At 69.0% G+C, this 19,860-nt stretch carries 19 protein-coding genes; 12 read left to right on the top strand and 7 right to left on the bottom strand.

Annotated features, from left to right (window positions below; genetic code table 11):
* Positions 1–11: 11 nt before the first annotated feature.
* Positions 12–1,289, top strand: coding sequence for a Glu/Leu/Phe/Val family dehydrogenase (locus ACFLIM_RS04725; protein ID WP_393162244.1), 1,278 nt, complete (start codon positions 12–14; stop codon positions 1,287–1,289).
* Positions 1,290–1,364: 75 nt separating this feature from the next.
* On the top strand, positions 1,365–2,186 hold the full coding sequence (locus ACFLIM_RS04720) for an LLM class F420-dependent oxidoreductase (protein ID WP_393162242.1): 822 nt from the start codon (positions 1,365–1,367) through the stop codon (positions 2,184–2,186).
* On the opposite strand, the gene ACFLIM_RS04715 is transcribed toward ACFLIM_RS04720, so the two are convergent.
* Positions 2,187–2,633 (bottom strand): MarR family winged helix-turn-helix transcriptional regulator, encoded by a 447-nt coding sequence (locus ACFLIM_RS04715; RefSeq protein WP_393162240.1) that lies wholly within the window; start codon positions 2,631–2,633, stop codon positions 2,187–2,189.
* Positions 2,634–2,680: 47 nt separating this feature from the next.
* On the opposite strand from ACFLIM_RS04715, the gene ACFLIM_RS04710 reads away from it, so the two are divergent.
* From ACFLIM_RS04710 to ACFLIM_RS04695, 4 genes are read left to right on the top strand one after another with little or no spacing between them, the layout of a single operon-like run.
* A complete protein-coding gene (locus tag ACFLIM_RS04710; protein ID WP_393162238.1) occupies positions 2,681–3,760 on the top strand; it encodes a substrate-binding domain-containing protein in 1,080 nt (359 codons plus the stop codon).
* A gap of 53 nt (positions 3,761–3,813) precedes the next feature.
* Positions 3,814–5,181 (top strand): APC family permease, encoded by a 1,368-nt coding sequence (locus tag ACFLIM_RS04705; protein ID WP_393162236.1) that lies wholly within the window; start codon positions 3,814–3,816, stop codon positions 5,179–5,181.
* On the top strand, positions 5,178–6,182 hold the full coding sequence (locus ACFLIM_RS04700) for an acetamidase/formamidase family protein (protein ID WP_393162234.1): 1,005 nt from the start codon (positions 5,178–5,180) through the stop codon (positions 6,180–6,182). The genes ACFLIM_RS04705 and ACFLIM_RS04700 overlap by 4 nt, the downstream gene beginning before the upstream one ends.
* Positions 6,183–6,238: 56 nt before the next feature.
* Positions 6,239–7,063 (top strand): trypsin-like serine peptidase, encoded by an 825-nt coding sequence (locus ACFLIM_RS04695; RefSeq protein ID WP_393162232.1) that lies wholly within the window; start codon positions 6,239–6,241, stop codon positions 7,061–7,063.
* Here ACFLIM_RS04695 and ACFLIM_RS04690 read toward each other — a convergent pair.
* Genes ACFLIM_RS04690 through ACFLIM_RS04680 form a run of 3 tightly spaced genes read right to left on the bottom strand, consistent with a single transcriptional unit; the run spans position 7,047 to position 9,198 of the window.
* On the bottom strand, positions 7,047–7,934 hold the full coding sequence (locus tag ACFLIM_RS04690) for a Gfo/Idh/MocA family protein (RefSeq protein ID WP_393162230.1): 888 nt from the start codon (positions 7,932–7,934) through the stop codon (positions 7,047–7,049). The two genes, ACFLIM_RS04695 and ACFLIM_RS04690, sit on opposite strands and share 17 nt — an antisense overlap.
* Entirely contained in the window at positions 7,931–8,842 is a 912-nt protein-coding gene (locus tag ACFLIM_RS04685) for an NAD-dependent epimerase/dehydratase family protein (RefSeq protein WP_393162228.1), read from the bottom strand. Before ACFLIM_RS04685 ends, ACFLIM_RS04690 begins: the two co-directional genes overlap by 4 nt.
* Before the next feature lie 2 nt (positions 8,843–8,844).
* Positions 8,845–9,198, bottom strand: a complete 354-nt coding sequence (locus ACFLIM_RS04680) for a YrdB family protein (protein ID WP_393162226.1) — start codon at positions 9,196–9,198, stop codon at positions 8,845–8,847.
* A gap of 111 nt (positions 9,199–9,309) precedes the next feature.
* Between ACFLIM_RS04680 and ACFLIM_RS04675 the strand changes: the two genes are divergently transcribed.
* Both ACFLIM_RS04675 and ACFLIM_RS04670 read left to right on the top strand, forming a co-directional pair.
* A complete protein-coding gene (locus ACFLIM_RS04675) occupies positions 9,310–10,002 on the top strand; it encodes a TetR/AcrR family transcriptional regulator (RefSeq protein ID WP_393162224.1) in 693 nt (230 codons plus the stop codon).
* Positions 10,003–10,026: 24 nt separating this feature from the next.
* The gene (locus ACFLIM_RS04670; protein ID WP_393162222.1) at positions 10,027–10,356 is read left to right on the top strand and encodes a PadR family transcriptional regulator; all 330 of its coding nucleotides are present in this window, start codon (positions 10,027–10,029) and stop codon (positions 10,354–10,356) included.
* A gap of 179 nt (positions 10,357–10,535) precedes the next feature.
* On the opposite strand, the gene ACFLIM_RS04665 is transcribed toward ACFLIM_RS04670, so the two are convergent.
* The 3 genes from ACFLIM_RS04665 to ACFLIM_RS04655 are packed head-to-tail and all read right to left on the bottom strand — an operon-like array spanning position 10,536 to position 14,870.
* On the bottom strand, positions 10,536–11,129 hold the full coding sequence (locus tag ACFLIM_RS04665) for a TetR/AcrR family transcriptional regulator (RefSeq protein WP_393162220.1): 594 nt from the start codon (positions 11,127–11,129) through the stop codon (positions 10,536–10,538).
* Positions 11,130–11,139: 10 nt separating this feature from the next.
* Entirely contained in the window at positions 11,140–13,449 is a 2,310-nt protein-coding gene (locus ACFLIM_RS04660; protein WP_449291464.1) for a PEP/pyruvate-binding domain-containing protein, read from the bottom strand.
* A gap of 44 nt (positions 13,450–13,493) precedes the next feature.
* Positions 13,494–14,870: an MFS transporter gene (locus tag ACFLIM_RS04655; protein ID WP_393162214.1), complete on the bottom strand. Its 1,377-nt coding sequence runs from the start codon at positions 14,868–14,870 to the stop codon at positions 13,494–13,496.
* A 512-nt stretch (positions 14,871–15,382) separates the two neighbouring features.
* Here ACFLIM_RS04655 and ACFLIM_RS04650 point away from each other — a divergent pair.
* From ACFLIM_RS04650 to ACFLIM_RS04635, 4 genes are all read left to right on the top strand, one after another.
* A complete protein-coding gene (locus tag ACFLIM_RS04650) occupies positions 15,383–16,207 on the top strand; it encodes a helix-turn-helix domain-containing protein (RefSeq protein ID WP_393162212.1) in 825 nt (274 codons plus the stop codon).
* Positions 16,195–16,407, top strand: a complete 213-nt coding sequence (locus ACFLIM_RS04645; protein ID WP_393162211.1) for a DUF397 domain-containing protein — start codon at positions 16,195–16,197, stop codon at positions 16,405–16,407. Before ACFLIM_RS04650 ends, ACFLIM_RS04645 begins: the two co-directional genes overlap by 13 nt.
* An 895-nt stretch (positions 16,408–17,302) precedes the next feature.
* Entirely contained in the window at positions 17,303–17,545 is a 243-nt protein-coding gene (locus tag ACFLIM_RS04640) for a hypothetical protein (RefSeq protein WP_393162209.1), read from the top strand.
* A complete protein-coding gene (locus ACFLIM_RS04635) occupies positions 17,542–19,749 on the top strand; it encodes a hypothetical protein (protein ID WP_393162207.1) in 2,208 nt (735 codons plus the stop codon). The genes ACFLIM_RS04640 and ACFLIM_RS04635 overlap by 4 nt, the downstream gene beginning before the upstream one ends.
* Positions 19,750–19,860 lie beyond the last annotated feature (111 nt).

Below are 19,860 nucleotides of genomic sequence, written 5' to 3'. Positions count from 1 at the left end.
GATTTCCTTCCATGAGCATCATGGTGCCGTCAACGACGCCGGCCCTGATCAGCCCGGGCCGCCAGGCCCTCGACTCCGCTCTCCACCAGCTCGACCGGGCCGCCGAGCAACTGGGGCTCGACGACGGGCTCCGCACGATGCTGGCCACGCCCCGCCGCTCACTGACCGTCTCGGTCCCGGTGCGGCGCGAGGATGGTCGCCTGGACGTCGTCCAGGGCTTCCGCGTCCAGCACAACGTCTCACGAGGCCCGGCAAAAGGCGGGCTGCGTTTTCATCCCGGCACCGACATCCACGAGGTCACCGCGCTCGCGATGTGGATGACGTGGAAGTGCGCGCTGGTCGGCATCCCGTACGGCGGCGCCAAGGGCGGCGTGGCCGTGGACCCGGCCGGGCTCACCACCCGCGAGCTGGAGCGGCTGACCCGTCGCTACGTCAACGAGATCCTGCCGCTGATCGGCCCGGAGAAGGACATCCCGGCTCCCGACGTCGGCACCGACGAGCAGACGATGGCCTGGATCATGGACACCTACAGCGTCAACGCGGGCTACTCGGTGCCCGGCGTGGTCACCGGCAAGCCCATGACGCTGGGCGGCTCGCTCGGGCGCGCGGGCGCGACCTCGCGCGGCGTGCAGATCGCGGCGCTGGCCGCGCTCGGCCGTTCGCCCGAGGGTGCGACCGTGGCCGTGCAGGGCTTCGGCAAGGTGGGCGCGCCGGCCGCCCAATACCTCGCCGACGTGGGCTGCAAGGTCGTGGCCGTCTCCGACGTCACGGGCGCCGTCTACGCGGGCGGCGGCCTCGACGTCGCCGACCTGCGTGCCTGGGTGGCCGAGTCCGGCGGCGTGCACGGCTACCGGCACGCCGACGCGCTGGCCCGCGAGGACCTCTTCGAGCTGGACGTGGACGTCCTGGTGCCGGCGGCGCTCGAAGGCGCCATCACCGCTGCGAACGCGCCCAGGATCCGCGCCCGCCTGGTCGTGGAGGGCGCCAACGGCCCCACCACGCCGGAGGCCGACGAGATCCTGACCGCCAACGGGACCACGGTGGTGCCCGACATCCTGGCCAACGCGGGCGGGGTGATCGTGTCCTACCTGGAGTGGGTGCAGAACATGCAGGCCTACTCGTGGGGCTCCGGCGAGGTCGAGCTCAAGCTGCGCGACCTCATGCTGGGGGCCTTCTCCGAGGTGAAGTCGCTGGCCGCCGAGCGCGACCTGACACTCAGGCAGGCGGCGCACGTCATCGGCGTGGGCCGGGTGGCCGAGGCGCACCAGTTGCGCGGCCTGTATCCGTGACTACATCCGGAGGGGTAGCCCGACGGCCGCCCTCCGGACGATGTGCCCCGCGGCGCCCGCGGGCAGGCTGAGTCCATGCGAATCAGCCTGAACATCACCAACTATTCCTACGACTCGATCCGCGACCGGCTCGTCGGCGTCGTCTCCGCCGCCGACGAGGCCGGCATCGACACGGTGTGGGTGAGCGACCATCTGGTCCAGGCCGATCCCACGGCGTCGTTCGAGGAGCCGATGCTGGAGGCGTACACCACGCTCGGTTATCTCGCCGCGGTCACGCGGCGCGTGCGGCTGGGGGCGATGGTCACGGCGGCCACGTTCCGCGCGCCCGCGCTGCTGGTCAAGGCGGTCACCACGCTCGACACGCTGTCCGGCGGGCGGGCCTGGCTCGGGATCGGGGCCGGCTACCAGCAGGAGGAGGCCCGCGCGATGGGCCTCGATCTGCCGCCCGTCGCCGAGCGCTTCGAACGTCTGGAGGAGACCCTGCAGATCGCGGACCGGATGTGGTCGGGCGACGAGAGCCCGTACGCGGGGAAGCACTACCGGCTCGACCGGCCGCTCGGCCACCCGCGTCCGGCGCGCCGACCGAAGGTGCTGATCGGCGGGGCGGGCGAGCAGAAGACGTTGCGGCTGGTGGCTCAGTACGCCGACGCGTGCAACCTGTTCGACGTCCCCGGGGGCATCCGGCCCAAGCTGGACGTGCTGGCCAGGCACTGCGAGGCGGTCGGCAGGCCGTACGGGGAGATCGAGAAGACCGTGTCGACGCTCGCCGAGACGTTGCCGGAGCGGATCGAGGAGCTGGCCGAGCAGGGCGCCGAGCACGTCATCGTGATCACGCGCGGGCTGTGGACCGAGGAGCGGGTGGCCGCCCTGGCGCCCATCGTGCGAACGGCCGGGTGATCAGATCCTCTGCTCGGCGTAGTCGAGCGCGACCACCAGGCCCTCCAGGTCGCGCATGAGCTGCTCCGTGCGCTCCTGCCCGAACGCGACCGCGATCAGCCGGTGGTGCTCGGCCACCGCGCCGTCCACCCGCGCGAGCAGCTCGGCCCCCCGGTCGGAGACGAACACCGCCACCCGCCGCCGATCCCCCTTCGACGGCCCGCGATAGACCAGCGCCCGATCGATCAGCCGGTCGACCGCCTTGGTCAGCGTCGGGTGCGGCATCAGCACCGCCTGGGCCAGCTCGCCCATCGAGTGCCCCCGGCCGTCGGCCAGCGCCCGCAGGATGCGCCACTGCTCGACGGTGACGTCCTCGCCGGTGAGCACCGCCGCCAGCCCCCGGTTGACGGCGCGCTCCGCACAGCTCAGTAAGTAGGCGAGTGAGGACCCGAGGCCAGAGGAGGTCATGGAGAGGTCCTTTCACTGGGGGGCTAAGAGGGAGGATACTCGTCGTCGTGGCGGCGATCGTCGATCCCTACGAAGCGCGGCTCATGCCTTCAGCCGCGATCAGGATCGCTCTGGTCGTGCCCGTGTCCGGGGTGCTCGGCCTGATGGGCCCCTGCGCGATCAACTGCGCTCTGCTCGCGGCCGAGGAGCTCAACGCCGGGGCGGGGGTGCTGGGCCGGCCGGTCGAGCTGGTCCTGATCGACGGCGGGCGGCCCGCGCGCCAGGTGGCGGCCGAGGTGTCCGCGCTGGTCAGGCAGGGGATCGTGGAGGCCGTCGCCGGTGCCCACGCGAGCGACGTGCGGGTGGAGGTGGTCGCCGCGATCGCCGGGCGGGTCCCGTTCGTCTACGCGCCGCCGTATGAGGGCGGGGGGCACGCGCCGGGCGTCTACTTCCTCGGCGAGACCCCGGCCAGGCAACTCGCGCCGGGCATCGAGTGGCTCGCCGGCACGCGCCGGGCGCGCCGCTGGTTCCTGCTGGGCAACGACTACATCTGGCCGCGCCTGGTGCACGCCAGCGCCCGCCGCCGCCTGCACGCCCGTGGCGCGACCGTGGTGGGCGAGAGCTTCGTCCGGTACGGCGAGGCCGTGCGCTGGCTCGACCGGGTGGCCGACGCCCGGCCGGACGCGATCCTGCTGACGTTGATCGGCAGCGACCTGATGGCCTTCAACCGGGCGTACGCCGCCGGCGGGCTCGGCGCGGCCCGGTTGTGCGGCGCGCTGGAGGAGCACGGCCTGCTGGGCATCGGCGGCGACGGCACCGGCGAGTTGTACGCGTCGATGGGCTACTTCCGCGACCTGCCGACCGACGCCAGCCTCGCCTTCTCCGAGAGGTACGCGGCCAGGTTCGGCCCCGACGCCCCCATGCTCAACGCGCACGGCCACGGCTGCTACGAGGCCGTCGCCATGCTGGGCGCCCTGTGCATCAGGGCCGGGACGCTGGCGGTGCCCGGGCTGGACGCGGTTGCCGACGGCACGACGATCACCAGCGCACGCGGCACCCTTACCCTGCTCGACCGGCAAGTTTGCCATCCCGTGCACCTCGGCAGGGCAGATGGCCTGGACTTCTTTCTAGAGAAACCTTTTCTATAGAAAGCTTTGGCTCTACTCTGCGAATCGCCCCCCCATGCAGCTAGGAGCCGTCTATGAGCACAATCGAGCAGTTCGGCTATCGCCAGGAACTCCAGCGTTCCCTCGGCTTCGCCGATCTGATGATCTATGGCCTGATCTTCATGGTGCCGATCGCCCCGTTCGGCATCTTCGGCAACGTCTTCGCCGTCTCGCACGGCATGGTGGCCCTCGCGTACGCCGTCGGCCTGGTGGCGATGGCGTTCACCGCGCTGTCGTACGCGCAGATGGCCAGGGCGTTCCCGATGGCCGGCTCGGTCTACACGTACGCGGGCCGCGGCATCGCCGCCCCCGTCGGGTTCATCGCGGGATGGGCGATCCTGCTCGACTACGTGCTCGTGCCCTCACTGCTCTACCTGGTGGCCAGCGTGGCCATGAACTCGTTCATACCCGTGATCCCCGTCTGGGCGTGGCTGGCCGCGTTCGTCGTGCTCAACACCGTCGTGAACTACCTCGGCATCCAGATGACGGCCAGGATCACCCGGATCATGCTGGTGGCCGAGCTGGCGGTGCTCGCGATCTTCCTGGTGGTCGGCGGCGTCGCGCTGGCCCAGGGCAAGGCGCAGACCAGCGCGTTCACCCCGATCTTCGAGTCCTCGGGGTTCACCTGGAGCGTGGTGTTCGCCGCCGCCTCGGTGGCGGTGCTCTCGTTCCTCGGCTTCGACGGCATCTCCACGCTGGCGGAGGAGAGCCGGGAGGACGCCCGCCGCCTGGGCCGCTCCATGGTGGCCGCGCTGGGCCTGGCCGCGGTGTTGTTCGTGGTGCAGACGTGGATCGCGGCGCTGCTCACTCCCAACCGCGAGGCGCTGATCGCGAACGGCGACCCCGCGGGCAGCGCGTTCTACGACACCGCCGAGTTCGCCGGCGGGCACTGGTTGTCGGTGCTCACCGCCGTGGCCACCGCCGTCGCGTGGGGCTTCGCCAACTCGCTGGTGGCGCAGGCGGCCACCTCGCGCCTGCTGTTCGCGATGGCCCGCGACCGCCAGCTCCCCTCGTTCCTGGCGAAGGTGGACGCCAAGCACAAGGTGCCGGTCAACGCGACCCTGGTGGTGGCCGTGATCTCGCTGGTCCTCGGCATCTACATGAGCACCAGGACCAACGGCATCGGCGAGCTGGCCTCACTGGTCAACTTCGGCGCCATGTTCGCGTTCCTGCTGCTGCACGTCGCCGTGGTCGTCCATTACATGATCCGGCAGCGCAGCACGAACTGGCTCGCGCACCTGGTCGTGCCCGTGCTCGGCTTCGCCGTCCTGGTGGCCGTCGTCTACAACCAGAACGTCGCGGCCCAGTGGGTCGGCGGCATCTGGCTGGCCGTCGGCCTGATCATCCTCGCTGTCACGTACGTCATCGGCCGCAGGCCCGTTCTTCCCTCGGAGGTCAAGTGAACGTCGTCTCCTACTATCCCTCGCCGGAGGAGCTGAGCTACACCTTCGGGGGGCGCTCACCCGTCGGCAAGGTGCGGCCGGGCACGATCATGGAGCTGTACACGGAGGACTGCTTCGGCGGCCTGGTCACGAGCGTGGACGACCTGCCGTCCCAGGTGTGCGAGTTCCCCTACCTGAACCCCGTGACCGGCCCCTTCCACGTGGAGGGCGCCGAGCCCGGCGACACGCTGGCGCTGCACTTCATCTCGATCACGCCGGCCAGGGACTGGGCGGTGTCCACGACGTTCCCGCACTTCGGCGCGCTGACCGGCACCCACACCACGGCCATGCTGCAGCCGCCGCTGGAGGAGCGGGTCTGGCGCTACGACATCGACCTGGAGCAGGGCGTGGCGGTCTACCACGCCCGCAACAGCGACTTCAGCGTGGCGCTGCCGCTCGACCCGATGCACGGCACGGTCGGCGTGGCCCCCGCCGCGAACGAGGCCCGCATGACGATCACCCCTGACGCGCACGGCGGCAACATGGACACCCCTGAACTGCGCGCGGGCGTCACCGTCTATCTGGGCGTGAACGTCGAGGGCGGGCTGTTCTCGATCGGCGACGGCCACGGGCTGCAGGGGCACGGCGAGGTCTGCGGGACCGCGGTGGAGTCGGCCATGAACACCGTGGTCGCGGTCGATCTGATCAAGGGCGTGGCCACACCCTGGCCGCGGCTGGAGGACGACCTGCACCTGATGTCCACGGGGTCGGCCAGGCCGCTGGAGGACGCGTACCGGATCAGCCAGCACGACCTGGTCACCTGGACGTCGGAGCTGACCGGGCTGGACACGCTCGACTCCTACCAGCTCGTCAGCCAGGCCGGGCAGGCGCCGGTCGGGAACGTGTGCGACACCAACTACACGATGGTCGCCAAGCTGCCCAAGGCGTATCTGGGTGCCGCGGCGGTCTACGAGTCGGCGCACGCGCGGCTGCGTGCCTTGGGAGCTCAGTACACAAGTTGAGTAAACCTTGATGTCGCAGGTCAGGGCACTGATCATCTTCACCTTAGAGTGGGGTGGTGCTCAGGTTGGTGCTGTCTTTGGTCCTGCTCGATCCAGCCGCCGTCACCGAGGTGTCGCAACGAAACGTCCCCGTACCCCGTGTGCTGACCCCCGGCGGCGACCGCCTGGGCTACGCGCTGGTCCCGCGCCCCTATACGGGGGCGCGGCGGCTCGCGGGGGTGCTGCTCGGCCGCGACCCCGTCACGCGGACTGACGTGTTGTGCGGGGGCACGGTGATCGGCTCGCGCAGCCGCAGCCTGGTGCTGACGGCCGCGCACTGCCTGTATCACGAGGGGCGGCAGCTCAAGCACCTCGCCTTCCTGCCCGGGTACGACCGCGGACGGCCGCGCCTGGGGGTCTGGCCGGTCGTGCGCACGTGGGTGCCGGGCAAGTGGCGGACCGAGCCGTTCTCGTCCGAGCTGCTGCCGTACGACGTGGGCCTGGTCGGCGTCGTCCAGCGCAAGCGTCCGCTGGAGGCCGTGACCGGGCGGGGGCTGCCGCCGATGCCCACCACCAGGGGCACGGAGCTGCGCGGGCTGGAGCTGCTCGGCTACCCGGCGGGCAAGGGCTATCCGGGCACGAAGATGTACCGGTGCGTGGGTGACACGGTCGAAGGGGTCTCCGAGGGGCCGGGGCTGATGGTCACCCGCAACTGCCACGCCGCCGCCGGGGGCAGCGGCGGGCCCGCGTTGTACGGCGGCGCGGTGGCCGGCGTCGTGTCGTCCTCCAGCCCGTTGAGCGACGCGAAGGGCTACACGGTGCTCACCAGGCTGGGCGGCACGATGTTCGAGCGCATGCTGGCCAGGGCCGACCAGGCGATGCGGCTCAGGCAGCCTGGCTGACGACGTCCTCGCAGATGGCGTGGGTGGTCAGGGCGTCGTCCGCGCTGATCCTGCGGCCTTCGCGCACGGCGGTGAGGAACTCCAGGCAGATCTGCTCGATGCCGCGCTGCCTGGCCACCGGCACCCAGTCGGGCCGCCTGGTGAGCGTCTCGCCGCCGCGGTAGTCGATCACGTCGCCGAGGTTGACCACGCGGCGCTTGACGCCCTCGCCCATGACCTCGCAGGTCTCCTCGCTCGCGCCGCTCGCCCGGTTCATGACGCCGATGGCGGTGAACCCGTCGCCGGACAACTCCAGCACGATGTGCTCGATCAGGCCGTCCTGGACGCGGGTCCTGATCGTGGTGCCGGTGACCGGGCCGGGGGCGAGGAACCTGAGGGTGTCCACCACATGGATGAAGTCATCAAATATCGCCCGCCGGGGGACGTCGGGGTAATTGTCGCGGTTCTTCTCCATCAGGATGAGATGACGGGGAAGGGCCGTAAGTCCGACATATCCGGGTGCGTAGCGGCGGTTGAAGCCGACCATCAGGGACCTGCCCTCGGCTTTCGCCAGGCGTACCAGGTGCTCGGACTCGGCCAGGGTGTAGGCGATCGGCTTGTCGACGTAGACGTGGATCCCCGCGCTGAGCAGCGGCTCCACGACCTCCGCGTGGGCGTCGGTGGCGGCGTGCACGAAGGCCGCGTCGACGCCCGCCTTGATCACCTCGTCCACGCTGGTGGACCGGCGGGCGACCCTGTAGGTATCGCCGAGCCGGTCCAGCCGAGCCTGGTTGCGGGTGCAGAGGTGCAGGTCAAGGGCGGGCTGGGCGGCGAGCACGGGAAGGTAGGCCTTCTCCGCGATGTCGCCCAGGCCGATCATGGCTATCTTCACGCGTCGAGCGTAGCCTTGAGCGCCGCCTCGGTCGGGGTAGGCGCGACGCCGAACGTACGCTGGAACGCCGAGGAGTCGAGCACGTAGGGCGCGGTGAACTGGTATCGGGTGTGCCTGAGCTCGCCGAGCATGGGCGAGAACAGGCCGGCCGCCCGCACCAGCGGCCACGGCAGCTGCGCCATCTTGGGCGCGGGCCTGCCGAGCAGCGCCGCCGCCCGCTCGCCGAGCTGGCGGAAGGTCAGCGGGTCCGCCGTGGGCACGTGCCAGGGCTGGCCCCAGGCCCGCTCGTCGCCACCGGCCACGATCAGCGCGTCGGCCACGTCGGGCAGGTAGGTCCAGCTGTGCGGCATGTCGAGCGGATAGGGAAACTGGATGGTCTTGCCCGCCCTGAGCGGCACGAGGAACCTGTCGCCCAGGTAGGACTGGTCGGTGGCGCCGGGCCCGAAGTAGTCCGAGCCCCGCACCTCGGTCGTCCTGATCCGGCCCACCTCGTGCGCGGCCAGCGCGTCCGTCCACATCTTCGCCCGTACCTGGGCCTTCGGACTGGTGGAGGCGAGCGGCAGGTCCTCCGTCATGGGGCCCGAGACGGGTCCGTACGGGTAGAGGTTGCCGAGCATCACGTACACGGCGCCGCTGGACTCGGCGGCGGCCAGGAACGACGCGGCCATCGGCGGCCAGTCGGTGAGCCAGCGGTGGTATTGCGGGTTGACGCAGTTGTAGAGGACGTCGGCGCCCTTGGCGATCTCGGTCATCCGGCCCTTGTCCGCGACGTCGGCGGCCACCTTGACCGCCCCTTCCGGACCGCCGCCCGAGCGGGTCACGACGGTGACCTCGTGCCCCTGGGCGATGAGCTTGGTGGCCACATGCGTGCCGACCTGGCCGGAACCCACGACGATGTGCTTACCCATGATCAGACCTGCTTCCAGACGATGCGGAGGACCGCGTTCAGGGCGAAGAGTACAAAGAAGACGACGGCCGGGGTGACCAGGCCGGAGGCGTAGAGCGCCAGGGCGCCGCCGCCGAACCAGAGGATCTCCAGTGCGGCGCGGGCCAGGCCTGTGAGCGGGAACGTCGCGTTCGCGCCGCCGCCCGCGCCGAACAACGCCCACGCGGCGATGAACAGCGCCAGGCCACCGAGCCCGGCCAGCAACTTGATCCCCCAGTTGGGGCTGACCGTGAACCCCCAGTATCCGACGGAGGCCAGCACGCCGAGCTCCAGGAAGAACATCAGCGCCAGGTTGGCGCCCTTGGCGATGGCGAACATGTGAACCTCCGTTGGACCGCTTCCTTACGAGAGCAATGCTCTCTCAAGAGAGCGCCGATCGTCAAGAGCAGTGCTCTCGTTTTCTTGCACCGCTCTGGTAATCTGCTGTGCATGACTGCCAGCCGTACCGCCAGAGAACGCGTCAGGGCCGAGCTCACCAGGGAGATCACTGACATCGCGCGCCGCCAGCTCGCCACGGAGGGGGCGGGTGGCCTGTCGCTGCGGGCCGTGGCGCGGGAGATGGGCATGGTCTCCTCGGCCATCTACCGATATTTCCCGAGCCGGGATGATCTGCTCACCGCGTTGATCATCGACGGCTACAACGCCCTCGGCCAGGCCGTGGAGCGGGCCGAGGCCGACGGCCCGCGGGACGACTTCCCACGCCGGTGGCTGACGGCCTGCCGCGCGGTGCGCGACTGGGCGGTGGCGCACCCGCACGAATACGCGCTGCTCTACGGCTCTCCCGTGCCCGGCTACCAGGCTCCGCAGGACACGATCGCGGCCAGGGCGCGCGACGTCACCGTGCTGGGCCGGATCATCTCCGACGCCTGGCGCGCGGGCGCGGTCCGGGCGCCCGCGACCGAGCCCCCCGCGGAGCTGGAGGCGGAGGCGGCCGCGTTCCGCACGCTCATGCCGGGGGTTCCCGACAGTGTGATCTGGCACGCCATCTCGGCGTGGACCGCACTGTACGGCTGGGTCAGCTTCGAGGTGTTCGGCCAGTTCAACAACACGATCGAGGACCGGCGCACGGCCTTCGAGCACTCGATGCGGCTGATGGCCTCGGTCATGGGACTCGCTCAGTAAGACTTACTAAGTTTTACTGAATACATGGCACGTAGGACTCAGGAGCTCGGCCGCTTCACGGACGTGGCGCTGCTGGTGCTCATCAGCCTGGCCGAGGGGCAGAAACACGGCTACCGCATGATCAATGACATAGAGGAGTTCTCGGGGACCTCGCTGGAGCCCGGCACGCTCTACGGCGCGCTGATGCGGCTGGAGGAGCGCGGCTGGATCGAGCCGGTCGAGTCTGACGAGCGGCGCAAGCCGTACCGGATCACCGAGGGTGGGCGGGAGGCGCTGCGCGAGCAGCTCGCCACCCTGCGCCGGATCGAGCAGGCGGGCGCCAGGCGCACGGGAGTCGCCTGGGGATTGTCATGAGGCGCGCGACGACGCTGGGGGGCTCGCCGGGCCGGTCTGGGTGTTCGGCTATCTGTTCTACGGCATGGCCTTCGACGACCTCGGCTTCCCCGTCGGGCCGCTGGGTGACGCGATGACGGGCGGAGCGCGCTGCGGCGGGGCCGGGCCGCGACGCGCCGGCTCACCCCGGCCTGACCCCCTCAGCCGTGCGGTTTGAGGAGGGGGACGAGCACCTCGTCGACGATCTCGACGACGAGCGTGTCCGGGATCGGCGGGCCGTTGAAGAGGAAGTGGTGGCGCAGCAGCGCGTGCCCGGCGTCGAGGCGGCGCGGCGTGACAGCCTCCGGGTCGACCTCGCCGCGCTCGACCGCGCGGCGCACGACCTCCTCCATCAACTTCCTGGCGACGCCCTGGGAGTTCTTCCGCATGGCGCTCAGCGGCGACTCGCCCCTGAGCGCCTCGCCGAGCAGCCCGCGCATCGCCTCGCCCGCCGGGCCCGCCAACGCCTTCGCGGTGAGCCTCAGCATGGCCACCAGGTCGTCGCGCAGGTTGCCCATGTCTGGCGAGGACTCGGGCGTGGGCAGCGCGTGGTAGACCGCCTCCATGACCAGCTCGATGCGGGTGGGCCAGCGCCGGTAGAGCGACGCCTTGCTGGCCTTGGCCCGCTCGGCGACGCGTTCCATCGTCAGCCCCGCGTAGCCGGCCTCGGCCAGCTCGTCGAGCGTCGCCTGGTAGATGGCGGCGCTGAGCGCCTCGCCCCGGCGTCGTGGCAGCTTGCGGTGGTCGGTGACCATGGCGAACATCCTAGGGAGCGCCGGTGACCGTGCCGGCGTCGCCGTTCACGGTGACGACCTGGCCGTCCCGCAGCACGCTCGTGCCCCTGCCGGTGCCCATGACGGCAGGGATGCCGTACTCCCTGGCCACGATGGCCGCGTGCGAGCCCGCGCCGCCGGTGTCGACGACCACGGCCGCCGCCTGCTGGAACAGGGGCGTCCACGACGGGTTCGTGTACGGGCAGACGAGCACGTCGCCGGCGTCCAGCCTGCCGAACTCGGACGGCTCTCTGATCACCTTCACCGGGCCGGTGACCACGCCGCCGCTCGCGGGCGATCCGGCGACCAGCGCGTCGCCCGTCTCGCGGACGGGGAAGACCAGGGCCGGGTCGATGAGGCGTACCCCGGCCAGTTCCTCGCGCTTGACCGCACGCGCCCGGACGGCGTCCCGCAGCCGCTCCCTGTCCTTCCCGGTCAGCGCGTCGAGGTCGTTGATCGCCTCCAGCTCCTCCAGCCGAAGGTGGAAGACGTCCTTCGGCTTGTCCAGCACTTTCGCGTCGCGCAGACGGCGGCCCATCTCCAGCAGTGACCTGCGCAGGACGGGCTGCGGCATCGTGAAGTAGAAGTGGCTGTCCTCGCGGAAGGCGACGCCCGCGCGGGCCGCCGCCACCCAGCGCCGCATCCTGGCGCGCCGGGCTCGCGAGCGCAGGAGCGGGTGGCCGAGCAGGCGTTCGAGGGTGTCGTCGGGCTTCTTCCTGGCGGGCGGCTCGGCGGCCAGCACCTTGACCAGCCCGAGGACGGTCTCGGGGGCGTCGGCCCAGGTGGGAGGGCTGACGAGGATGGGGCTGGAGGTCTCGCGGTGGCCGTACTCGGCCAGGAACGCCTGGAATGCGGACTCGAACTCGGCCGGCCTCGGGTCGGCGCCGAGCGCGCCGGTGCTCGTGGCCAGCTCGGCCAGCCTCGCCAGCGCCTCGTTGGCGTCGGTGGTACGGGTACGCGCCCCGTGCAGCAGGCCGCCGAACAACCTCCCGCGCCCGAGCAGCTTGACCACCACCAGCAGCCGCAACAACGCCCACCCGGTGCCCGGCAGGTAGTCGACGCGCAGGTCGGCCACCGGCTGCACCAGGGCGAGCGCCTGCCTGGGCACGCGTACGAGCCGCGCCCACGGCATCGCACCCAGGTCGCGGGCCGCCAGCTCCCGAATCCCCGCGAGGTAGCCGCGGAAGCGCCGATCCTCAGTCCACCGGGCGGGGTTGTACCTCCTGGCCCCGGCCGCGATGCTGAATGGGGCCACGAGCACGCCGAGGGTGAGGTGCGGTTTGGGCGGCGCGAGCTGATAGACGACGCCGTCCTCCTCCCGCAGGAATCCGTCGAACGCGCGGCGCACGCCGAAGCTGGCCACGACCTTGGCCATCAGCCCGGCAGGGCCGTGCGGCACCCAGGTCGTCATGTCGATCGGATAGGGGCGTTCCGGGAGGTATTCGAGCAGGATGGTAGCCAGGCGACGCTGCATGGGATTGAGCCGTCCCAGCGGGGGCGGCGGGAGCGCGGTCATGGGGCGGGCCTGCAGCAGGTACACCCGGCCGCCCGCGCACGCCCACTCGACGTCCTGGGGGCGGCCGAAGTGCGCGGCGACCTCCTTGCCGAGCCTGGCCAGCTCCTTCAACACCTCGTCTGGCAGCCGCTCGGCCGTCGCGCCGCTCTCATGGACGACGCCGCCACCGGCCGCGCCTCTGATGACGACTTCGCGGCGTCCTGGCGTGAAGTGCGTCCGGCCCGAGGCGTCGATCACATGATGATCCGGCGTGACGAGGCCGGAGACGACGGCCTCGCCCAGGCCGCTGCTGGCGTCGATGACGAGTTGGGTGCGGTCGCCGGTGACCGGGTTCGCGGTGAATAGGACGCCTGCCATGTCCGCCTCGACCATGCTCTGGACGACCACGGCGATCCGCACCTCGGAGTCGTCGATGGCCAGCTTGGCGCGGTAGGCGACGGCGCGGTCGGTCCACAGCGAGCCCCAGCAGCGGCGTACGGCATCGAGCAGGGCCTGCTCGCCGACGACGTTCAGGTAGGTGTCCTGCTGACCGGCGAACGCCGCGCCCGGCAGGTCCTCGGCGGTGGCGCTGGACCGCACGGCCACCGGACCGCCGCCGAGCGCGGCGTAGCCACCGATGATCGCCTCCCGCAGGTCGCCGGGGATCTCGACCCGCTCGAAGTACGCCCGCGTGTCGTGGCCCTGCGCAACCAGGTCGTAGGCGTGCGTGGTGACGACGAAGCCGCCGGGCACGGGGAAGCCGTTCCTGACGAGCTCTCCCAGGTTGGCGCCCTTGCCTCCGGCCATGGCCAGGTCTTCGCGGCCGAAGGCGTTCAGGGGTGCGACGAGCTTCACAACTTCTCCTCGACGTAGGCGGTGGTGCGCAGCGGGCGCGCCGGCAGCGCCAGCGCCAGGACGAACGCCACGGCGAGCAGCGGCGCCATGGCGGCGAACACCGGGGGTACGGCCTCGGCGAAGGCGTCCCGCACGCTCACGGGCAGGTCGGACAGCTCGGTGGCGGGGATCCCGGACCTCAAGGTGATCAGCGCGCCCACCAGCGCGACCCCGGACGACGCCCCGATCTGGCGCAGGAAGGTGACCGACGAGGTGGCGGTGCCCAGGTCCTCGTACCGTACGGCGTTCTGCGCGGCCAGCACCATGACCTGCATGACCAGCCCGACTCCGAGCCCGGTCAGCAACATCGCCCCCGCGAGGGCGACCGGCGCGCCGCCCGAGAGCCCGATCAGCCCGAGGCCGGCGGCGGCCAGGGCGGTGCCCGCGACGGGGTACTGTTTGTACTTCCCGGTCCGCGTGATCAACCGCCCCGACACGATGGTCGTGGTCAGCACCCCCGCCATGAGTGCGGTCACCATCAGCCCCGCCTGCGTCGCGCTGGTCCGCAGCGCGATCTGCAGGTAAGCGGGCATGTACGTGATCGTCCCGAACAACGCGAACCCGATGAGCAGGCTGATCAGCACCGGCACCGCGAAAGCCCGGTCGCGGAACAGCCGCAACGGCAGGATCGGATCCCTGGCGAACCGCGCGCTGACGGCCCACGCCACCAGCCCGGCCACCGCCACCAGCAGGTACCCGGGATTCCTGGTCTGCCCCACCATGACCACGCCCACCACGGCGACCGCCAGTGTGACGGCCCCGGCGACGTCAAGCGGCGCCCGCGTCCGCGGCTTGGGCAGGCGTAACGTGACGCTCAGCACGACCAGCGCCAGCAGCCCGAGCGGCGGGTAGATCGCGAAGATCCACCGCCAGCTCAGCTGATCGATGAGGAACCCGCCGATCAACGGCCCGCCCACGGCGGCCACCACGTAGGCGGCCCCGATGAGCCCGAGGTAGCGCCCCCGCTCCCGCGGGCTGACGATCTCCCCGATGATCGCCTGCGCCCCGATCATCAGCCCGCCGCCGCCCACGCCCTGCACGGCGCGGAAGGCGATGAACTGCGGCATGGACGTGGCCACCGAGCACAACACGGCCCCGGTCACGAACACGACGATGGCGACCTGCATGGTGGGCTTGCGGCCATATCTGTCGCCGAGCTTGCCGTAGACGGGCATGACGACGGTGGCGGCGACGAGGTAGGCGCTGATCACGGCGGGCATCTGATCGAGCCCGCCGAGGCTGCCGGCCACGGCCGGGAGCGCGGGCGCCATGATCGTCTGATCGAGCGCGCCCAGCAACATCGCCAGTATCAGCCCCGACAGCACATAGCCCATGGCACTTCTCCTTAGAGAACGAACCGTTCTCTAAGAGAATAGAGTTCAGACCATGGATACGCAACGTTCACTAACACGAAAGGGGTACGGCGAGCCCTTGCTCGATGTCGTCGACCTTGGATCACGCCGCCTGGTTCCCTCCGTCGCGACGACGGTGAGACCGATGAGGTCGTACGGCCTGGCGTCGGAGTGCCGGAGCGCGTTCGTCATGAGTTCCGACGCGGCCAGCACGGCATCGTCGACAGAAGGATGATCGTCTCCCAGCCATTTACGCACTTCGGAGCGTGCGTGTGAGACGGACTCGCGAATCCCCGCCAGATGGATCGAACCGATCACCCTCGGCTCTGCGCTCGCTGGTTTCATCACTTCACCTGCTTGAAGAAGCCGATCTCTATCTGCCTTTCCACCATCCCAAGCCTTAGCTACACTAAGTAGTCAGTTGACTTCGACATGTCATCAACCGTTGTAGTGAAGCCTCGATTGAAACGATGGCGGTCCCCCCAGGAGGTCAGGTGCCGAAGGAAAGCGAGCTATGCCCCGCCGACTCACCGACCGCACTGTTCGGCTTCGAGCTGCGGCGGCATCGCAAGGCCCAGGGCTGGTCCCAGCTCCGCCTGTCGAAGGCGGTGTCCTACTCCGTCGGCACGATCAGCATGATCGAGACAGCCCGGCGATCACCGACGGAGGACTTCGCCCGCCGCTGCGACGAGGCGCTGGAGGCGGAGGGGGCGCTGATGCGACTCTGGCCGATGGTCAGCCACGCGTCGGCCCCGCCGTGGTTCCGGCCCTGGCTCGACGTCGAGGCCACTGCGGAGGCGATCCGAACCTGGGAACCACTGGTGGTACCCGGCCTGCTTCAGACCGAGGACTACGCCAGAGCCATCCTGAGCGGCGAGCCCGGCGTGACGTCAGAGGAGATTGAAGAACATGTGACCGCTCGCATGGAGCGCCAGTCGATCCTCCGGCGTCCCAAACCTCCTATGCTCTGGGTGGTCCTTGATGAGGGCGTTCTGCATCGTCCGATCGGCAGCCCCACCGTGATGGCCGCACAGTTTACGCATCTTCTCGAAGCGGGCCAGGCACCCCGGATCACCATCCAGGTTCTCCCTCTCAGCGCATATTCCACGACCGGCCTTCTCGGGGGCTTCGCCATCTCTCAAGCACACGGAACCCCCGACACGGCATACGTCGAAGCCGCTTCCAACGCTCAGGTAACCGACTGGACAGATACCGTCAGGACCCTAGCATTCAGATATGAGGGGATTCGCTCCGAAGCACTCTCCCAGCGCGAATCCATGAGCTTGATTAAGGAGACGATGCAGCGATGGACGGGTTGACGCAGGAGCTACGGGCAGCCACGTGGATCAAGTCTTCCTACTCGGGCAGCAATGGGGGCAACTGCGTTGAGGTCGCTGAGCTGTCCGGGGGGCGTCGAGGCATCCGCAACAGCAAGAGCCCTACCGGTCCGGCACTGATCTTCACTCCCGGCGAATGGAATGCCTTCATCGACGGAGTGAAGGACGGCGAGTTCGACTAGCAGTAAATTCCCACTGCTCGAACAGCGCCTTCCATTCACCCATAGCCTCCTTTCCCTGCTGGTCGAGGAATTGATAGGGCACGAAGTAGTATGGCGGCCGAGTTTCGCCACTCCTCACCCAGTTTATGGACGGCTTCGCTGAACCTTTGGACGAAATATTCGTCCTCGGGCTGGTCGACAAGAATGTCCCGGTCAGCGAGATAGAGCACCCGCGGTGGGCGCCCCTTGATCCATCCTCCGCGCGATAGCTTCTCGACGATCTGGTAGGCCGCGAGAGAGTCTTGCCCGTACCGGTGTTGTCCCAGTTCTTGACCGTCTGATCGAACGGAGTGAGCACAAGGTCGGTGGCGAGATGCACGTCGAAACCCTTGGCCGGACGGTAACGGGCCCACAGATCGTCCGGCGAGGATAGGCGTCGATCTCCTGGATCTTGAGCCCGTTCGTCGCGTACTTCCTGGCGTATCGCTTGGCCTGCTCGATGCCGTCGTCGGCGTTGACAGACGTCCGCTTGACCCCACCACCACAATGGGCAAGCCACCATCTGATCCCGGCCCCACCCCGACTGTTTCAGTTGATGTTCAACGAACGCCTGCCGGGTTTCATTCTCGTTGGGGAAAGAGATCCATAGGCCACAATTCTACCCGACAAGACTGACGGAAGATCACATCTCTACCAGACTATAACGTTGACTCCGCATACCTCTTCTCCCTTAAAGGGAGCCAAAGCCGTACTCTAGTCAGGCAAAACACCACATTCTCTAACAAAACTCGAACGTGCTATGCCTTTCACCGCGCTTAAACTTGTTTTGTTGACGTGATGTTGATTACCGTATGACGTGTGAGGGACGCCGCCTCCTGATCTGTTCTGGTGCAGCGAGCCGTACAAGGGGATAATCGTGGCCGACCTCAATCGCCCGGCGATGCGGGCCGTGGCGGAGCGGATCCAGCGGCTGTCCGACGAGCACTGGTGGGCGCTCGATCCGTCCTGCCGCCTGATGGAGAACCACGCGTGGGTGGGGCCGACGGGCGGCCGGTTCGACGCCCAGGTCCAAGCCGACCGGCGGGAGCTGCGGGCCATGCTCACGCAGGCCGTCCACAGCGCGAACCATAAATTGGCCTCGCTTCAGGACACGCCGTGACGGAGTTCACCGGGGTCAAGCAGCCCGAATTCGACACGATGACGAGCAAGCACACCGAGGCCTCCAGGCGGCTGGAGGAGCTGGCGCAGGCTCTGCACAGCGAGCTGCGGAGCGCCGGGCTCGACACTTCTCCGGCGGCGCGGTTGCGGCAGTTGGCCGGACGGGTCACCACGCAGGCCGAGGACCTGCGGCGGCGGCAGAAACTGGTCCACGAGCTGCAGCGGCAGAAGGTCATCTTCGGCATGAGCACGCCCGCCGGGAGCTTCTGGGAGATGCCTGACAGTCTGGAGGCCGCCAAGGGGCTGCTGGACGGGACGCTGGCCGGTCGTGCCGCGCTGAAGGCTGCGGACGGCGACGTCAAGGCGCTGGCCGAGCTGGAGAAACTCGCGTCGCGGAGCGGGGAGGCGGAGTTCGTCAAGGCGTTCCTCGTCACGCTAGGCGCCCAAGGCGTGACACGGCTACCGGGCTCGCTCGCCGCGCAGTTGCGCGAGGCCAGGACCCACGGGAACTCCGATCGCATGGCCCAGCTCTCCAGGCAAGGCAAGAAGGCCCTGCGCATGCTGAGCACGGCCCTGGCCAAAGGAACCGATCCGAAGAATCCCGCGTACGTGGGCGCCGGCTTCCTCAAGGACCTGGTGAAGGAGGGTCGGGCCGAGCATAAGGCCGGTGAGACGAAGTACTCGGGATACCAGGCCCAGGCGCTCATCTGGCGCGCCCACGACGGAAAGACGTCGTTCTCGAAGGAGTTCATGGAGGTCGTCGGGCGCGACACGATCGTCTACGAACACGATGACCGCATGGACGAATGGGCGGCGAGCAAGGACCCGCTGGGCGGCACCTTTGGAGGGGTTCAGCTCCCTATAGTCGACCTGGTCGGCGCACTCGGCCTGGGCACTCTGCTGCGACCGGAAGCGCATGCGGGCAGTCCAGGCATGAAGACCGAATCATCGGTGGTGGACGACCTGTTCCATGCGGCGAAGTCCAGCCGGGAGGCGTCCCACGCACTGCTGAACCACACCCCGGCCGGGTGGAAGGAGTCCGTGCTGGACTACCTGCTGACGACCCGCTGGAACGCCGGCCGCTATATGGGCGACTATGCGCCGTTCAACGACATGCTGGTGACCGCGACGACCGCCCAGGATGCGACCTCCAGAAAGCTGGCCGCCGAGATGACGAAGATCCTCGCCGATGAGGTGCGTGGCGCCTTCGGCAAAGGCGACAGCGGCAACCTGGAGATCAGAAACAGAGACACGTTCGATCGTTTCGCCCCCCTGTGCTACCCCCTGGGCCGCGCGATCGCGGCCAATATCGACCAGCTCTCCCGGCTCCTCCTGGACCATGCGACCTTCGGCAAGGTCGCGGCTGAGGACATGTCCTACGCGCTGGCGCTGGCCACCTCCGACGACGCCGCGTTCGAGGTACTGGTGAGAGCGCAGACCGAACACATGCGGGCCGCGCTCGACACCGTGCCTCCGGTCGGTCTCGACGTCTCCAACGCCGAGCGGCTCGGATTCACGAAGTCCGACGTCAAGGAGTTCGACTTCGACGAGGATGGACGGGTCGACAAGGCCGACATCAAGCAGTTCCTGACGGACCGAACCGTGGCGGAGGCACGTCCTTTCAGCCACATCGTCGAAATCCGCCGCCAGGTGCTGATCGCCCAAGGGCTGGACGATAAGAAGGCGGACGAGGCACTGAAGAGCATGGTGCGCGACGCGATCGGGCTGCTCCCGGTGCCCGGAGCCAAGCAGGTGGGCCAGTTGGCCACCGGAGCCTTCGGCGAGCTCGTCGGCAAGGGGTACGACAAGCTCGCCGGAGCCGCTTATGACGAGATCGCCACACAGGTCGCCCAGCAGATGTCCCAGCACGGGCGGGACCTGGACGAGACGCACCGGACGGTGGCGGACAACCGGCTGGCAGTGGAGAGGTTGGCAGAGCAGATGCTCGCCACAGCCATGCTCAACAAGGGTCTGCTTGACGATGTCGAAATGATCGATCGGAAATTCACAACTGGAACCCCGCCGACGATCAAGCCTTTTACCGAGATGAGTCCGCAGGACTACAGCCAGTTCCTTGAATGGGTTCGGAAAAAGGGCGGGGGCCGTGATCTGATCGATCGTTTTAGCGGAACCTTCCGTCGGACCAGCGAGGTGGACGACTACCTCGACCTCCAGATCCCGTCCACCCCCGGAGGTGGTAGATGAGACATTCTCGTCTGCCTGTCGTCCTGGGAGCTCTTACGTTGCTCGCAACGGCCTGCACCCCGGGGAACGAGATCGTCTCCACACCTGCACCAGCTCTTCAGCCGATCGTAG

Origin of the sequence: Nonomuraea marmarensis, assembly GCF_043197025.1 — a bacterium.
Taxonomy (GTDB): Bacteria; Actinomycetota; Actinomycetes; order Streptosporangiales; family Streptosporangiaceae; genus Nonomuraea; species Nonomuraea marmarensis.
Note: the sequence above shows the minus strand (reverse complement) of the source record. Positions and strands in the feature narration are given on the sequence as shown.